At 59.1% G+C, this 14526-nt stretch carries 16 protein-coding genes; 6 read left to right on the top strand and 10 right to left on the bottom strand.

Annotated features, from left to right (window positions below):
• Positions 1-161 precede the first annotated feature (161 nt).
• Both HNR03_RS07650 and soxR read right to left on the bottom strand, forming a co-directional pair.
• Entirely contained in the window at positions 162-620 is a 459-nt protein-coding gene (locus HNR03_RS07650) for a VOC family protein (RefSeq protein WP_208669261.1), read from the bottom strand.
• 198 nt (positions 621-818) lie between these two features.
• Positions 819-1292 (bottom strand): redox-sensitive transcriptional activator SoxR, encoded by a 474-nt coding sequence (soxR, locus tag HNR03_RS07645; RefSeq protein WP_259152114.1) that lies wholly within the window; start codon positions 1290-1292, stop codon positions 819-821.
• Positions 1293-1385: 93 nt separating this feature from the next.
• Here soxR and HNR03_RS07640 point away from each other — a divergent pair, with 93 nt between their 5' ends.
• Complete coding sequence (locus tag HNR03_RS07640; protein ID WP_259152113.1) at positions 1386-1766, top strand: antibiotic biosynthesis monooxygenase; 381 nt, start codon at positions 1386-1388, stop codon at positions 1764-1766.
• On the opposite strand, the gene HNR03_RS07635 is transcribed toward HNR03_RS07640, so the two are convergent.
• From HNR03_RS07635 to msuE, 4 genes are all read right to left on the bottom strand, one after another.
• The gene (locus tag HNR03_RS07635) at positions 1763-2866 is read right to left on the bottom strand and encodes a sigma-54-dependent Fis family transcriptional regulator (protein WP_259152111.1); all 1104 of its coding nucleotides are present in this window, start codon (positions 2864-2866) and stop codon (positions 1763-1765) included. The two genes, HNR03_RS07640 and HNR03_RS07635, sit on opposite strands and share 4 nt — an antisense overlap.
• 24 nt (positions 2867-2890) lie before the next feature.
• Positions 2891-4078 carry an acyl-CoA dehydrogenase family protein gene (locus tag HNR03_RS07630; RefSeq protein ID WP_259152110.1) on the bottom strand — a complete coding sequence of 396 codons (1188 nt, stop codon included), beginning with the start codon at positions 4076-4078 and terminating at the stop codon, positions 2891-2893.
• A 147-nt stretch (positions 4079-4225) separates the two neighbouring features.
• Positions 4226-5371 carry an FMNH2-dependent alkanesulfonate monooxygenase gene (gene ssuD / locus HNR03_RS07625; RefSeq protein WP_259152109.1) on the bottom strand — a complete coding sequence of 382 codons (1146 nt, stop codon included), beginning with the start codon at positions 5369-5371 and terminating at the stop codon, positions 4226-4228.
• A 10-nt stretch (positions 5372-5381) separates the two neighbouring features.
• Positions 5382-5945 carry an FMN reductase gene (gene msuE, locus HNR03_RS07620; RefSeq protein ID WP_259152108.1) on the bottom strand — a complete coding sequence of 188 codons (564 nt, stop codon included), beginning with the start codon at positions 5943-5945 and terminating at the stop codon, positions 5382-5384.
• Between the two features lie 401 nt (positions 5946-6346).
• Here msuE and HNR03_RS07615 point away from each other — a divergent pair, with 401 nt between their 5' ends.
• From HNR03_RS07615 to HNR03_RS07600, 4 genes are all read left to right on the top strand, one after another.
• Entirely contained in the window at positions 6347-6616 is a 270-nt protein-coding gene (locus tag HNR03_RS07615; protein ID WP_259152107.1) for a hypothetical protein, read from the top strand.
• 101 nt (positions 6617-6717) lie between these two features.
• The gene (locus tag HNR03_RS07610) at positions 6718-7332 is read left to right on the top strand and encodes a LysE family translocator (protein WP_222587808.1); all 615 of its coding nucleotides are present in this window, start codon (positions 6718-6720) and stop codon (positions 7330-7332) included.
• Between the two features lie 204 nt (positions 7333-7536).
• Positions 7537-8694 carry a cysteine desulfurase family protein gene (locus tag HNR03_RS07605; RefSeq protein WP_222587807.1) on the top strand — a complete coding sequence of 386 codons (1158 nt, stop codon included), beginning with the start codon at positions 7537-7539 and terminating at the stop codon, positions 8692-8694.
• A gap of 66 nt (positions 8695-8760) precedes the next feature.
• Positions 8761-10569, top strand: a complete 1809-nt coding sequence (locus tag HNR03_RS07600) for an aminopeptidase P family protein (RefSeq protein ID WP_259152105.1) — start codon at positions 8761-8763, stop codon at positions 10567-10569.
• A gap of 46 nt (positions 10570-10615) precedes the next feature.
• Here HNR03_RS07600 and HNR03_RS07595 read toward each other — a convergent pair whose 3' ends face one another.
• Together HNR03_RS07595 and HNR03_RS07590 are read right to left on the bottom strand one after the other, a co-directional pair.
• Complete coding sequence (locus HNR03_RS07595; protein ID WP_259152104.1) at positions 10616-11206, bottom strand: 2-hydroxychromene-2-carboxylate isomerase; 591 nt, start codon at positions 11204-11206, stop codon at positions 10616-10618.
• Between the two features lie 36 nt (positions 11207-11242).
• Positions 11243-11971: an SDR family oxidoreductase gene (locus HNR03_RS07590; protein ID WP_090186249.1), complete on the bottom strand. Its 729-nt coding sequence runs from the start codon at positions 11969-11971 to the stop codon at positions 11243-11245.
• Positions 11972-12063: 92 nt separating this feature from the next.
• Here HNR03_RS07590 and HNR03_RS07585 point away from each other — a divergent pair, with 92 nt between their 5' ends.
• Complete coding sequence (locus HNR03_RS07585; RefSeq protein ID WP_259152103.1) at positions 12064-12636, top strand: TetR/AcrR family transcriptional regulator; 573 nt, start codon at positions 12064-12066, stop codon at positions 12634-12636.
• On the opposite strand, the gene HNR03_RS07580 is transcribed toward HNR03_RS07585, so the two are convergent.
• Positions 12623-12904, bottom strand: a complete 282-nt coding sequence (locus tag HNR03_RS07580) for a hypothetical protein (protein ID WP_222587803.1) — start codon at positions 12902-12904, stop codon at positions 12623-12625. The two genes, HNR03_RS07585 and HNR03_RS07580, sit on opposite strands and share 14 nt — an antisense overlap.
• 168 nt (positions 12905-13072) lie before the next feature.
• Positions 13073-13960 carry a threonine/homoserine exporter RhtA gene (rhtA, locus tag HNR03_RS07575; RefSeq protein ID WP_222587802.1) on the bottom strand — a complete coding sequence of 296 codons (888 nt, stop codon included), beginning with the start codon at positions 13958-13960 and terminating at the stop codon, positions 13073-13075.
• Between the last annotated feature and the right edge of the window lie 566 nt (positions 13961-14526).

The raw sequence follows: 14526 nt of genomic DNA, 5'->3' as shown, positions 1-14526 counted from the left end.
TGTTCATGAAGTGTGTTCAAGGAAGGCAAGATCGTTCCCACGCTCTGCGTGGGAATGCCTCAATGGACGCTCTGCGTCTGCTTTTGGGACGCGGAGCGTCCCGGGCTGCATTCCCACGCAGAGCGTGGGAACGATCAGCCGCATGGGAACGATCAGTGGGCTCAGCCCTGCTGAAACATCTCTTTGGCCCGCTGCTCAATCTGCGCCTGGGTCAAATCCTCCTTGCGCGTGGCCAGAAACCACAGATGCCCATAGGGATCTTTCAAGGTCCCCGAGCGATCGCCATAAAACTGATCCTTGACCTCGGACACCACCGTGCCGCCGGCCGCAATCGCCTGTTTATAGGACTTGTCCACATCGTTCACATACAGATGCAGGCCCACAGACGGCGACTTGTCCGGGTTGCTCAACGGCCCCTGATCACACGGCGTGCCCAGCATGATCGGACAATCGCCAATCCTCAGCTCGGCATGCCCGATGCCACCATCCGGCATGGTCAGGCGCATGACTTCGGTGGCACCAAAGGCTTTCTTGTAGAACTCGATGGCTTCGGCCGCTTTCTGAATGCCCAGATAAGGCGTGATGCTGTGATAGCCCTCTGGAATGGGTTTGACGCTCATGACGGTTCTCCCTTGTTGTTGTGAATTGAAGGTGTTCCTTCGCCGATTTCCGGTCGGATAACTATAGGTCAGCCCCTTTTGCGTCACCGAGTGCCCGACGAGCAGCACCGCTGTTCAGCGATCAGTAAACCTTCAAAATAAAGGTCAACGGCAGCGTTCACAAAGCCCGTGTGGGATCGGGCTTGCTCGCTAGGGGGCTCAATTCGTCCACGGACCAGCCTTCGATTCCAGCAACTGCGCCCCCGGCCCTTGCTCCCCGAGCACATCACCGAAGTTACGCAATGGACACGCCTCCATCGACAAACACCCGCACCCGATGCAGCCATTGAGCTTGTCCCGCAGCAACGTCAATTGATTGATTCGCTCATCCAGATCCCGGCTCCACTGCGCCGACATTACCTTCCAGTCCGCCGCCGTGGGCGCGCGGTTATCCGGCAAGGCTTGCAATGCCTCGCCAATCTCCGCCAACGGAATCCCCAAGCGCTGGGCCACCTTGATCAACGCCACCCGCCGCAACACTTCCCGTGGATAACGCCGCTGGTTGCCCTGGTTGCGATTACTCTTGATCAGTCCCTTGGACTCATAAAAGTGCAGCGCCGTGACCGCTACGCCACTTCGCGCGGCCAGTTGGCCGACGGTGAGTTCCTTGTGCAGGTTTTGCGCGGTGATCATTTAGAAAATGCCCTTGACCTCTAGTTAGGTCGAGGTTTTACCCTGCAGGCCTTCGGATCGCAAGCTCCGGCATTCACGTAACTGGGGATTTTCATGCAGACGCCAGAGAAAAATCGCAGCTTTACCCAACTGATCGAATTCGAGATCGAACCCCATCAGCAACCCGCGCTCGTATCGGCCTTATCGAGACAGACTGAACGTCTGGCCCAGTGCAACAGCGGTTTTCTCAACGCCAGTATCCAGGCCAGCGAGGATGGCAGGCGTGTGCTCAACTACCTGCAATGGCAATCTCGCGAGGCGGGGGAGGCCGCGTTCCATAGCTTTGAAAGCGGCGAGCAGGATTTCTGGCAGTTGATTCGCGCGCACCGGGCGAAAACCGTAACGTTCGGCTCGTTCCAGGTGTTGCACAGCCTGGAACGCAGCCACGACGACGCACTGCACTGCACTCTGGTGCGTCAGGGGATAGGGGTCTAAATCGACAACTGCATCAAGCGCTCACCCTGCACGTTTTCCGTAGGCCTGCGCTTGTTCACCGCCAGCTCGCCGATCTTGATCAGGCGCGTGCGCGTGACGTTGCGGCTCAAGCCGAGCAGGGCGGCGGTATGCACCTGGTTGTAATGGCTGAAGCGATAGGCGGCCCGCAACAAGGCGTCTTCGACTTTCTCGTGCAGCGCACCGGCCTGTTCCTCGAAGAGCTTTTGAAAGGCCCGGTCGAGCAAGGCTTCCGGTGAGTCGTCGACATTGGTGTGGTAATCGTCCTGACGCTCGATACGCATGTTCGACAAGCGCAGGTCATCGCGTTCGATCACACCGTTGCGGCAGATCAGCAGGGTGTGGTGAATGACGTTTTCCAGTTCGCGGATGTTGCCTGGCCAACTGTAGCTGCGCAGTTTCAGTTCGGCTTCTTTGCTGATGGTAACGGTGCCGTAGCCAAGGCGCTGGCTGTAAGCTTCGACGAAATGTCGGGTCAGCGGCAGGATGTCGCCGGGGCGGTCGCGCAACGGGCTCAGCTCCAGGCTGACGACGTCGAGGCGGTAGTACAGGTCCTCGCGGAAATGCCCGGCGTTGATGGCTTTTTCCAGCTGTACGTTGGTCGCCGCCAGCACCCGCACATCGATGGGGATACTTTTGCGCGAACCCAGGCGCACCACTTCGCGCTCCTGCAACACCCGCAGCAATTTGACCTGGATCGCCATCGGAAGATCGCCGATTTCGTCGAGGAACAAGGTGCCGCCGTCGGCCTCTTCGAACCAGCCGGCCTTGGCGCTCAGCGCGCCGGTGAACGCACCTTTCTCATGGCCGAACAGCTCCGCTTCCACCAGCGATTCGGAGAACGCACCGCAGTTCACCGCCACGAACGGTCGGTTGCGGCGGGCGCTGAGGTTGTGGATATGCCGCGCGACCAACTCCTTGCCGGTGCCGGTTTCGCCGATGATCAGCACGCTGGCTTCACTCGGCGCGACTTGTTGAATGTGGGCCAGCAAGGCTTGTGATTTGGGGTCTTCGAACACCTGTGCGGTAGCGCGGATCGAAGTGGCCAGAGCGGGCGAGGGTGGTAGGGTCAGAAGTTGCATTGGGCAGGCTCCAGCAATGGAAGGCTATGAATAAAAAGTCGGGATAGGCAGCGATTGATTCAACGCCCAATCGCCCAGTTCATGGAGTTTGTAATCCACCGGATCGTGCAGGGTTTGCGTGCGCAGGTTGCGCCAGTGACGGTCCAGTCGCAGGGAGGCGTGAGTCGAGCGTGCGCCGGTGACTTCGAACAATCGGCTACAGATGTCCAGGCCGTTGCGCGTTGCCGCGACTTTGGCAGTGGCAATGGCGGTGGCCAGGTGTCCGCGCTCTTCGGCGCTCAGGTTCGGGCCTCTTGCCCACGCCTTGTCGAGCAAATCGGCAGCGCGTTCCACCAGCAAGCGAACGCCTTCGAGGGCGACCCAGAATTCGCCGTAGTGACCGAGCACATAAGGATCCTGACGCACATCCTGTGCGCTGGATTTGTGCCATGGCCGGGTTTCGGTCAGCGTGTATTGCCGCGCCTCTTCGAAGGCACCTTCGGCGATGCCGAGGAACATATGGGTAAACGTCAGCTGGGCAATCAACGGTCGCAGGCAGGCAAACGGTGTACTCAGGGGACCAGGGTCGAGGAGCAATTCCGATTCTTCGACCCGGACCCGTTCGAACGTCGCGCTGCCGCTGTCGGTCTGGCGCTGGCCCATGTTGTTCCAGTCGTTGTGCAAGGTAATGCCGCTGCGCCCGCTGGGAATCGCGGCGATCAACAGTTTGCCGCCGGCGCTTTCATCCACCGCCGAGGCGATCAGCATTTCTGAATCGCTGGCGCCGGAGCAGAAACTTTTCTTGCCGGAAAACTCACGCCAGCCGCCAAGGTTTTTCACCACGGTGCGGGTGTCCAACGGGTTGAGGGCGTTGCCCCAGAACCAGTTTTTGCGCGCCGTCTGCTCGAACCAGGGTTGCCACTGTTCGGGCTTGGCGAACAGGCGCACGGTGGCGAGCATCAAGTGATGAAAACCGAAGACATGGGCAATCGAGCTGTCGACCTTGGCGAACTCGCGCACGATGCTCAGGGTGTCACTCCAGCTGGCGCCGAGGCCGCCGTACTGGGTCGGAATGCTTAACGCGAGCAGCCCGCTGTGGCGCAACGCGTCACGCTCGGCCTTGGGCGTGCCGCCACGCTCGTCGCGCTCGACGGCGGTCAGGGCAAATCCGGCGGCCAGTTGGCGGGCGGTCTGCAAGGGTGATAACAGGGCGCTTTGCGGCTTGGCAGTCACGCGGGGTTCCTCATTACTGACGACATACGCTGATCGTTCCCACGCTCCGCGTGGGAATGCAGCCCGTGACGCTCCGCGTCACTGGACGCGGAGCGTCCCTAGAGGCATTCCCACGCCGAGCGTGGGAACGATCAGCAGGAGAGGTTTTCAAGCCGTGGCTTTGGTGGGCAGTACGTCATTGGCGATCATTTCGCCAAACGGCCCGGTGAGGTTGGTGACGCCACGTCCTGCCAGGCTCGCGTACGGCTCAGGCAGTAGCGGGAACACCAACTCGGCAAAGCGATACGCCTCTTCGAGGTGCGGGTAACCGGAGAAGATAAAACTCTCGATGCCCAGGTCCGCGTATTCCTTGATGCGCGCCGCCACTTGCTGCGGATCACCCACCAGCGCAGTCCCGGCACCGCCACGCACCAGGCCGACACCGGCCCACAGGTTGGGCGCGATTTCCAGGTTGTCACGACGTCCGTCATGCAGCGCCGCCATGCGCCGTTGGCCTTCGGAGTCGAATCGCGAAAAGGACTTCTGCGCAGCGGCGATGGTCTCGTCGCTGATGTGCTCGATCAGTTTGTCGGCGGCTTTCCAGGCTTCCTCGGCCGTCTCGCGAACGATCACGTGCAAGCGGATACCGAATTTCACCGTGCGACCGTTTCGGGTCGCCCGCTCACGCACATCGGCGATTTTTTCCGCCACCGCGGTCGGCGGCTCGCCCCAAGTGAGGTAGACGTCGACCTGCTCGGCGGCGAGTTCATGGGCCGCCTCCGAAGAGCCGCCGAAGTACAGCGGCGGATACGGTTTTTGCACTGGCGGATACAGTGCCTTGGCGTTCTGCACTTGCAGATGTTTGCCTTCGAAATCCACCGATTCGCCTTGCAGCACGCGGCGCCAGATCTGCAGGAACTCGTCGGTGACTTCATAGCGCTCGCTGTGATCGAGGAAGATCCCGTCACCGCGGTTTTCATCAGGATCGCCGCCGGTCACCACGTTGATCAGCAAACGTCCGTTGGACAGTCGATCCAGCGTGGCGGCCATGCGCGCCGAAACCGTTGGCGAGATGATCCCCGGACGTATCGCCACCAGATAACGGAGGCGTTCAGTCAGCGGCACCAACGCCGAGGCAATCACCCACGAATCCTCGCAGGAGCGCCCGGTCGGAATCAGTACGCCGTGGTAACCGAGGCTGTCAGCGGCCTGTGCCACTTGTTTGAGGTAATTGAGAGTGACCGGGCGGGCGCCTTGGGTTGTGCCCAGATAATGACCGTCGCCGTGGGTCGGCAGAAACCAGAAAACATCCATGAAGAAATCCTTAAGCGATTTTCAGCAGATTTTTGGGGGACACGCCAAACAGAGGCGCGGCGCGTTCTGCAGCAAGGCGAATGCGGGCCTTCAAGGGCTCACTGGTTATTTGGTAATTGGAAAAATCGGCTTCGGTGGCGTAGACGCCAATCGGCAAGGTCAAGGCCTGGAAGAAACTGAACAGCGGCCGCAACTGATGATCAAGCATCAGCGCATGACGCTCGCTGCCACCGGTGGCGGCCAGCAGCACGGGGGTGTCGATCAGCGCGTTGAGATCGATCAGGTCAAAGAGGTGCTTGAGCAGGCCAGGGTAGGAACCGCGATACACCGGCGCGGCCACGATCAGCAGGTCGGCGTTTTCGATGGCTTGCAGCTCGGCCTCGATCTCGGCGCTCAGTTCCTGGCGTGACAGGGCGGCGCCCAGTGGCCGGGCGATGTCGCCCAGTTCGATCAACGTGCTCTCGATCGGCAAATGTTCAGCCAGCTCGGCCAACAGTGCCTGAGTCAGCACCAGGGTGCGGGACGGACGCCAGGTTCCGCCGGAGAGGGCTACGACTTTCAATGGGCGCGACATGATCAGTTCCTTTTTAAACAGTTGCTCAGCGAGCAGTGAGTAGTCACTGGGCTTGAGCAAGAGCTGTACCAATCCTTCAAAGCCCCGTTTTCCGGGGCTTTCAGCGTGTTGAGCCACAGGCACTGTTCAATTGGCGAGGCTGTTTGTTGAAACGCTGTTGCCTGACAAACAGTTGCGTGGACAACAGTTGCGTTGGCACTGACGTTGTTTATAAAGGCTGATCGTTATTCCGCAAAAGACCTTAAATTAATATTTATAGATCGTTTTAATATATTAAGTGCTGGAGCTGACTGGCATTAGTCGTAGTCGATAGCGACTATCGAGAGCGTTGATTTCTGCCCGTCGAGGAGGCCGGGTAGCCTGTGTTCATTGACCCGAACCCAGATGCCAGGACGCCCGACATGAAACCTCTGATCGCCACTTTCTTGATGCTCGCAGTCTCCGTTCTCGCCGGATGCGCCAGCCATGTTTCGCCGGAATTGCGGCCGTACACCGCGGAAGAAACCAAAGAATTGGCATTGGAAGACTTGAACCGTCGCGGTCTGTCCTTCGAGGAATACCACGCGAAAAAAGCTCAATTGCTCGGTCAGCCGCAAAAGTCGTTCAGTTTCGACAAACAAGGCGAGATGAACGCCGGGCGTGCTGTACAGCTTCACGGTCGCTCAAGCTGATCGAAAACTGTACCGCTCGAAGTTTTACCTAACTGTCCGTGGGTTTCCGTCGGGGCGTGCGATAGGGTCAATCTCTGACTGACCCTGATGGACTGCCGCTCATGACCCTCTCATTCGATCTGCTGCTGGGTTTCGCCCTGTTTGCACTTGTCACCTCGATTACGCCTGGCCCCAACAACACCATGTTGCTGGCATCCGGTGTGAACTTCGGCTTTAACCGCACCATTCCGCACATGCTTGGCATTACCTGCGGTTTCTTCGTGCTCGTCGTGGCGGTCGGCTTTGGCCTGGGTGCAGTTTTTCAAACCTATCCAATGCTCTATACGGTTCTGCGTTACGTCGGTGCCGCGTATTTGCTGTACCTGGCATGGAAGATCGCCCATTCCGGGCCGGTCTCGGAGAGTGAAAAGGGCGAGAGCCAGCCGATCAGCTATCTGGGCGCGGCGGCATTTCAGTGGGTCAATCCCAAGGCCTGGATCATGGCCATCGGTGCCATCAGCACCTACACACCAATGCAGGGCTATTTCACCAACGTGATCGTGATTGCTGCGGTGTTCGCCTTGATCAACTTGCCGAGTGTCAGTGTCTGGGCCGGGTGTGGCACGCTGTTGCGCAACGTGTTGAAGGATCGCCGCTGGTTGCGGCTGTTCAATTGGGGCATGGCCTTGCTGTTGGTGGCTTCGCTGTATCCGTTGTTGATTGAAGGCTTTAGCTGACGCATTGCTTCAACCGGTCGCCCGATGCCTGTTAAGCTCGACTTCAGGAGCGTTCCTACGCACTTTTAAATGAAGTTGTTCTTCTTTAACGGCCTCCGATCAGGTATTTCTAACGCTCTGAAATATCAGCGCAGCTCACAAGGCTGCGCTTTGCCGTTTCAGTGACGAGCTTCCTGATCCCGGAACACGCTCTGCGAGTCTTATATGAATAAACGTCCTCTGTATTTCGACTACGCCGCCACCACGCCGGTGGATGAGCGGGTCATCAAGGTCATGGTCGAGTGTCTGGGTTTCAACGGCAATTTCGGCAACCCGGCGTCCAGCTCCCATGCATTCGGCCAACAGGCCCGGCAAACGGTCGAGCACGCGCGGCTCCAGGTCGCCGAACTGGTAGGCGCCCAGGCTGAGCAGATCGTCTGGACTTCCGGTGCGACCGAATCCAACAACCTTGCACTCAAGGGCGTGTCCCAGGCGCGCGGCGTGTCCGGCGGCCACATCATCACCAGCCAGATTGAACACAAGGCGATTCTCGACACGGCGAAACAGCTACAAGACACGGGCGTCGCCGTGACCTATCTGGTGCCGGACGCCGAAGGGTTGATTACCCCGCAAGCGGTCAGCGAAGCGATGCGCGAAGACACCTTTCTGGTGTCGCTGATGCTGGTCAACAACGAGTTGGGCACGGTCAACGACATCGCCGCCATCGGCCAGGTGGTGCGTGATCGCGATGCGTTGTTTCATGTCGATGCAGCCCAGGGCGCGGGTAAAGTGGCGATCGATCTGGCTCGGTTGCCGGTCGACCTGATGTCTTTTTCGGCACACAAGCTCTATGGCCCCAAAGGCATCGGCGCGCTGTATGTCGGCCCTCGCGCGCAGCAGCGCTTGCAGGCGCAGATTCACGGTGGCGGTCACGAGGGCGGTTTGCGTTCCGGCACCCTGGCGACTCACCAGATCGCCGCAATGGGCGTTGCATTCGCGTTGGCGGGCGCCTCGTTCGAAGATGAACAGGCCAAGATCGTGCGGCTGCGCGAACGCTTGCTTGATCAACTGCTGAGCATTCCCGGCGTTCGTCTGAATGGCAGCCCGACCCAGCGCATTCCCCATACCCTGAGCCTGACCTTCAACGAAGGCGAGTTCAATTCCGCGGTGTTAAGCCAATCGATCGCGTTTTCCGCGACCTCGGCCTGCAACTCGGCCAGTAATGCTCCGTCCCATGTGCTGCTGGCGCTGGGGCATGATGCCCGCGCGGCAGGTCGCACCATTCGCTTGAGTCTCGGCCGGTTCACCTCAGACCAGGACGTCGACCAGGCGGCACAACTGATTAAAGCGGCCTGCGCCAGTGCTCCGGCATTTTGGCAGTAGGGCCTGAAAGTGCCGGCGTTTGATCGGCACTCAACAATAATGATGCAGTGATGAGCAGGAGACATGATGAGTACGCAGCCTTCGATCAATGGATCGGTGCCCGAACGCCTGGCGCAAACCCGCGAACTGATGAGCCGGGAGGGTATACATGCCCTGCTGGTGCCGTCGGCCGATCCGCACTTGTCGGAATACCTGCCCGGCTATTGGCAAGGACGGCAGTGGCTGTCGGGCTTTCATGGCTCGGTCGGCACACTGATCGTGACGCCGGATTTTGCCGGTGTCTGGGCCGACAGCCGTTACTGGGAGCAAGCGACCAAGGAGCTCAAGGGCAGCGGCATCGAGCTGGTCAAGCTGCAGCCGGGCCAGCCCGGCCCGCTGGACTGGCTGGCCGAACAAACCCCTGAAGGTGGCGTGGTCGCGGTGGATGGTGCGGTGATGGCCGTGGCCTCGGCGCTTACGCTGGGTGGCAAGCTCGAAGAGCGCGGCGCTCGCCTGCGTACCGACATCGACCTGTTGAGCGAAGTCTGGCGCGACCGTCCGACACTACCGAACGAGCCGATTTATCAACACTTGCCACCTCAGGCGACTGTCAGCCGTGGTGAAAAGCTCGCGAAATTGCGTGAGGTCCTGAAAGATCGCGGTGCCGACTGGCACTTCATCGCCACCCTCGACGACATCGCCTGGTTGTTCAACCTGCGTGGTGGCGACGTGTCGTTCAACCCGGTGTTCGTTTCCTTCGCCTTGATCAGCCAGGACCAGGCCACCCTGTTCGTGGCCCTGAGCAAGGTCAATGCCGAACTGCGTGCGGTCCTCGAGCAGGACGGCGTGACACTGCGCGACTACAGCGAAGTGGCAGCTGCCTTGAGTGCCGTGCCGAGCGGCGCGAGCCTGCAAGTCGATCCGGCGCGGGTAACTGCCGGTTTGCTGGATAACCTGAACAGCGGCGTGAAACTGGTCGAAGGCCTGAACCCGACCACCCTGGCCAAGTCGCAGAAAAGCCTGGCCGATGCCGAGCACATTCGCCAGGCCATGGAGCAGGACGGCGCAGCGCTGTGCGAATTCTTCGCCTGGCTGGACACGGCGTTGGGGCGTGAGCGCATCACCGAGTTGACCATCGATGAACACCTGACGGCCGCGCGTACCCGCCGTCCGGGATATGTGTCACTGAGTTTCAACACCATTGCCGCGTTCAACGCCAACGGCGCGATGCCGCACTACCACGCCACCGAGGAAGAACATGCGGTGATCGAGGGTGACGGCTTGTTGCTGATCGACTCCGGCGGTCAATACCTGGGTGGCACCACTGATATCACGCGGATGGTGCCGGTCGGTACGCCGACCGCCGAACAGAAACGCGACTGCACCCGGGTACTCAAAGGCGTGATTGCGCTGTCCCGCGCGCAATTTCCGCGGGGCATTCTCTCGCCGTTGCTCGATTCGATCGCCCGTGCGCCGATCTGGGCTGAAAGCGTTGATTACGGTCACGGCACCGGTCATGGCGTCGGCTATTTCCTTAACGTGCACGAAGGTCCGCAAGTCATCGCCTATCAGGCCGCTGCAGCACCGCAAACCGCGATGCAACCGGGCATGATCACCTCCATCGAGCCAGGCACTTACCGCCCGGGTCGCTGGGGTGTGCGGATCGAGAACCTGGTGTTGAATCGCGAAGCCGGCAAAAGCGAATTCGGCGAGTTTCTGAAGTTCGAAACCCTGACCCTGTGCCCGATCGACACTCGCTGCCTGGAGCCTTCGCTGCTGACGCCAGACGAAAAGCAGTGGTTCAACGCCTACCATGCCGAGGTGCGCGAGCGCTTGAGCCCGTTGCTTGATGGCGCGGCCCTTGAGTGGTTGAACACCCGTACCGCGGCTATTTGACCGGAGCCGTTCAGGCGCCCTTTCGCGGGCGCCTGATTATCGGGATTTAACTCAGGGCTTCAAGGATGAATTCCAGCCGATCCTGACCGAAGAACATCTGGTCACCGACAAACATGCTCGGTGCGCCAAACACGCCTCGCTGGACCGCTTTCTCGGTATTGTCCTTTAGAGCCGCTTTGACTTCCTCATCGGTGGTGAGCGCCAACACCTGGTTTGGGTCGAAGCCGTTTTGCGTTAGCACTGCCGCGACAGTCGCCGGATCATTGAGATTTCGCCCCTCAACCCACAGCGCATTGAACAGGCAATCGATAAACGCCAGGAAGCGCTCGGGATGGCGCAACTGCATGCCCATGACGGCGCGCATGAGCATCAGGGTATTGATGGGAAAATCAGCGGTGAACTTCAAAGGCACGCCGTAGCGTTTGGCGTAACGGTCCAGGTCCTCAAACATGTAGCGACCCTTGGCCGGAATGGTTGCCGGTGAGGCGTTGCCGGTGGCTTTGAACACACCTCCCAGCAGCATCGGTGTGTAGATCAGCTGACTGTCGGTCTGCGCGCAGATTTTCGGCAGTTGGGTGTAGGCCAGGTAGGTGGCGGGGCTACCCAGATCGAAAAAGAACTCCACGGTTTTGCTCATGGTCGGTGCGCTCTGCTTATTGTTGTAGGGGAGGGCTTACCAGCGTTCATTCCAGGGGCGCAGATCCAGCTCGAACGTCCAGGCGTCCCGAGGCTGGCTGTGCAGATACCAATAATTCTCGGCGATGTGCTCGGGGTTGAGGATGCCATCCTCGTCCTTGGTCGCGTACTTCTCCGGAAAACTCTCGCGGATGAAGTCCGTATCGATGGCGCCGTCGACTACGACGTGAGCAACATGGATGTTCATCGGTCCCAGTTCGCGGGCCATGCTTTGGGCCAGTGCGCGAATGCCATGCTTGGCGCCGGCAAAAGCGGCAAAGCCGGCGGCGCCGCGCATCCCGGCGGTGGCACCGGTGAACAGAATCGTACCTCGTTGCCGTTTGGCCATTCGCTTGGCGACTTCACGTGCATTGAGGAAACCTGAGAAGCAGGCCATTTCCCAGATCTTGAAATACTTGCGAGCGGTTTCTTCGAGGATGCTGCACGGCACGTTCGCGCCGATATTGAAAACGAATGCTTCAATGGGACCAATGCGGGTTTCGATCTCCTCGACCAGCGCAATCACATCCTCTTCCTTGCGTGCATCGCAGGCGAACCCGTGCGCATCGCCGCCATTAGCCTTGATCGCATCGACCAACGGCTGGAGTTTGTCCGCGCTGCGGCGCGTGACACAGGCAATGTAACCTTCCTGCGCAAAACGCTTGGCAATGGCGCCACCAGTAGCGTCACCCGCGCCGACAACCAGTACGACCTTCTTGTTATTCATGGGTTGATCCCTTTGATGAACGATCGTTAACTGAACGAACGTTATGCTAGGATTTGGCAGGCGTCAAGGCGATCAATCCTGAGGGCAAGGCAATGCGTTACTCGGCCAATCACAAGCTGGAAACCAAAGAAAAGCTGTTGCAGAGCAGCGCGGTGTCGGCGAAGAAGGCCGGTTTTTCGACCGTGGGCGTGGATGGCTTGATGAAGGCCATTGGCTTGAGTGGGGCGGCTTTCTATAGCCACTTTACGTCCAAGGACCAGTTGTTCGCGTCCATCGTCGAGCGTGAGCTGAGTCAGAGTCTCGAGCGATTAGGCGCTGATCAGGACTGCGACAAGCTCGAACGTTGCTTGAAGCAATACCTGAGCATGGCCCATGTCGAGCATCCTGAGTCCGGTTGCGCGTTACCGACATTGGGGGCCGAGATCGCCCGATCAGATGTTCTTGTGCGCGAGGAGGCGCAGGTCTGGATTTGTCGTTTGCAGGAGAGTTGGGCGAAGATCCTGCAAAGCGACAGTCTTGCCTGGGCCATTCTGTCGCAATGCGTCGGTGCGCTGGTCGTGGCGCGAATGCTGGCCTCGACGGATATTCAACGTACGGTGCTGCAATCCAGTCACGATGAGATTGGCCGCCAGATTGCCGGGCGGCATCAACCTATTTGCAAATGACGATCATGCTACGGCTGGTATAACCGGCAGGGTTGAGGCCGAACGGATAATCGCCAGGTTCTTCCACAGCATCCCCGGACTTGGCAATGACCTTGTAGCCCTTGGGCGCACACGAGTTGGCGGCGCTGGTGTAACACTTGTCCCAGGACGAGGATAGTCCGGAACAGTTGATATGTAGCCCTTTCTTGCCATGCTTGACTTGGGTTTTCGATGTCGCCGCACAGCCCGCAACTGCGAGTACGGCGATCAGTAGCAAAATTCGTTTCATTGCTGTCCTTATAGCGTTCCCGGATCTTGTGTCCGGGTCTGGCTGCATTCGCTTTCACTTTAAGCGTTCTGATATCCCTATCCTGAAAAATCCATGCCTGGCACTGGGTTGCGGGCCTAAACATGGCCTAATTGAGCGGTAAATACCAGACCTGCGTGAAATCCGGTATCAATCGGCGGCGACCGCAGTCTTGGCGGCGCTGCCCATGGTCATGGTCGCACCGACAGACGCCAGAATGATGCATATGATGGCCATCCACTGTGACAGTGAGAGGTATTCATGGAGGAACAGCAGGCCTGAGAGGGCGCCAAACGCAGGTTCGATGCTCATCAGGGTGCCGAAAGTCCGGGCTGGCATTCGGGTCAGCGCGACCATCTCCAGTGTGTAGGGCAGGGCGGTCGACAGAATGGCCACGCCGATGGCCACGGGGATCAGTGATGGAGTCAACAGGGCTGCGCCGGCATGGACGATACCGATAGGGGCGACGAACAACGCGGCGATCATCACGCCCAACGCAGCGGTCTGCACGCCGTTGTCCGCTCCGGCTTTCTGGCCGAACAGAATGTAAAGCGCCCAGCAGGCGCCTGCTCCCAAGGCATAAGCGGCGCCCATGAGATCAATTCCCGCGGTCGTTGCACCTGTCGGTATCAACAGCAGCAAGCCGACGGCTGCCAGGGCTATCCATAAGAAGTCGATCGCACGGCGTGAGGCATAGATTGCCACCGCCAACGGTCCGGTGAATTCAAGTGCGACGGCGATACCCAGGGGGACGGTGCGTAAGGACATATAGAAGAGGAAGTTCATGCCGCCCAATGCCATCCCGTAGACGATGACAGTGCGCAGGGATCTTGCGGTGAGCTTTGCCCGCCACGGGCGCAGCAAGACAAGCATGATCAGGCTGGCGAAGATCAGTCGCAGGGTCGTAGTCCCTTGGGCGCCGATGATCGGGAACATGCTCTTGGCCAGCGAGGCTCCGGACTGGATGGATGCCATGGCTATTAATAGCAGCCCGACCGAGAACAGGGTCGAAGCAAAGCTGCGAGGCTGGTCATTCATTGCGTGGCATCGTCCGAAGGAGTGAGGAAGTAATGTGCGTTGGGCAATATACTGCGCATTCGCGACGGGCGCGTCTATATATAAGCAATGATTTCGACGATCCTGATAGAAAAGCAAAATCAGGGGTTGACGGCAGATTCCAGAAGTCTATAATTCGCCCCACTTCCGGCGCAGTCGAAACGGAAAACTCCTTGGTAAACAAAGAGTTACGCAGTTTTCGACAGCGAGTTGCTTCAGGTCATCGAAGCCCAGAAGGAGTCGGTAAGGCAGGTGGGTTTGGCCTTATGGACGTTTCGATCTTCTCGGTCGAAAGCGGAGAAAAAGAGGTGTTGACAGCAGCGAGTAACGCTGTAGAATTCGCCTCCCGCTAACGAGAGATCGGAAGCGCAAGTGGTTGAAGTTGCAAAGGAAACTTTGAAAACTTCTGAAAATAACCGCTTGACAGCAACAGAGGCTGCTGTAGAATGCGCGCCTCGGTTGAGACGAAAGATCTTAACCAACCGCTCTTTAACAACTGAATCAAGCAATTCGTGTGGGTGCTTGTGGAGTCAGACTGATAGTCAACA

The sequence above is a fragment of the Pseudomonas sp. JAI111 genome (assembly GCF_024809425.1).
Classification (GTDB): domain Bacteria; phylum Pseudomonadota; class Gammaproteobacteria; order Pseudomonadales; family Pseudomonadaceae; genus Aquipseudomonas.
The sequence above is the reverse complement of the archived record's forward strand: the minus strand, read 5'-3'. Positions and strand labels throughout refer to the sequence as shown.

Excerpts from the sequence above, each read along its gene's own strand:
- HNR03_RS07635 (WP_259152111.1), bottom strand. The coding sequence starts at position 2,866 with ATGCAACTTCTGACCCTACCACCCTCGCCCGCTCTGGCCACTTCGATC.
- HNR03_RS07600 (WP_259152105.1), top strand. The coding sequence starts at position 8,761 with ATGAGTACGCAGCCTTCGATCAATGGATCGGTGCCCGAACGCCTGGCG.
- HNR03_RS07615 (WP_259152107.1), top strand. The coding sequence starts at position 6,347 with ATGAAACCTCTGATCGCCACTTTCTTGATGCTCGCAGTCTCCGTTCTC.
- ssuD (WP_259152109.1), bottom strand. The coding sequence starts at position 5,371 with ATGGATGTTTTCTGGTTTCTGCCGACCCACGGCGACGGTCATTATCTG.
- soxR (WP_259152114.1), bottom strand. The coding sequence starts at position 1,292 with ATGATCACCGCGCAAAACCTGCACAAGGAACTCACCGTCGGCCAACTG.
- HNR03_RS07640 (WP_259152113.1), top strand. The coding sequence starts at position 1,386 with ATGCAGACGCCAGAGAAAAATCGCAGCTTTACCCAACTGATCGAATTC.
- HNR03_RS07580 (WP_222587803.1), bottom strand. The coding sequence starts at position 12,904 with ATGAAACGAATTTTGCTACTGATCGCCGTACTCGCAGTTGCGGGCTGT.
- HNR03_RS07605 (WP_222587807.1), top strand. The coding sequence starts at position 7,537 with ATGAATAAACGTCCTCTGTATTTCGACTACGCCGCCACCACGCCGGTG.
- HNR03_RS07650 (WP_208669261.1), bottom strand. The coding sequence starts at position 620 with ATGAGCGTCAAACCCATTCCAGAGGGCTATCACAGCATCACGCCTTAT.
- HNR03_RS07585 (WP_259152103.1), top strand. The coding sequence starts at position 12,064 with ATGCGTTACTCGGCCAATCACAAGCTGGAAACCAAAGAAAAGCTGTTG.
- HNR03_RS07590 (WP_090186249.1), bottom strand. The coding sequence starts at position 11,971 with ATGAATAACAAGAAGGTCGTACTGGTTGTCGGCGCGGGTGACGCTACT.
- rhtA (WP_222587802.1), bottom strand. The coding sequence starts at position 13,960 with ATGAATGACCAGCCTCGCAGCTTTGCTTCGACCCTGTTCTCGGTCGGG.
- msuE (WP_259152108.1), bottom strand. The coding sequence starts at position 5,945 with ATGTCGCGCCCATTGAAAGTCGTAGCCCTCTCCGGCGGAACCTGGCGT.
- HNR03_RS07595 (WP_259152104.1), bottom strand. The coding sequence starts at position 11,206 with ATGAGCAAAACCGTGGAGTTCTTTTTCGATCTGGGTAGCCCCGCCACC.
- HNR03_RS07610 (WP_222587808.1), top strand. The coding sequence starts at position 6,718 with ATGACCCTCTCATTCGATCTGCTGCTGGGTTTCGCCCTGTTTGCACTT.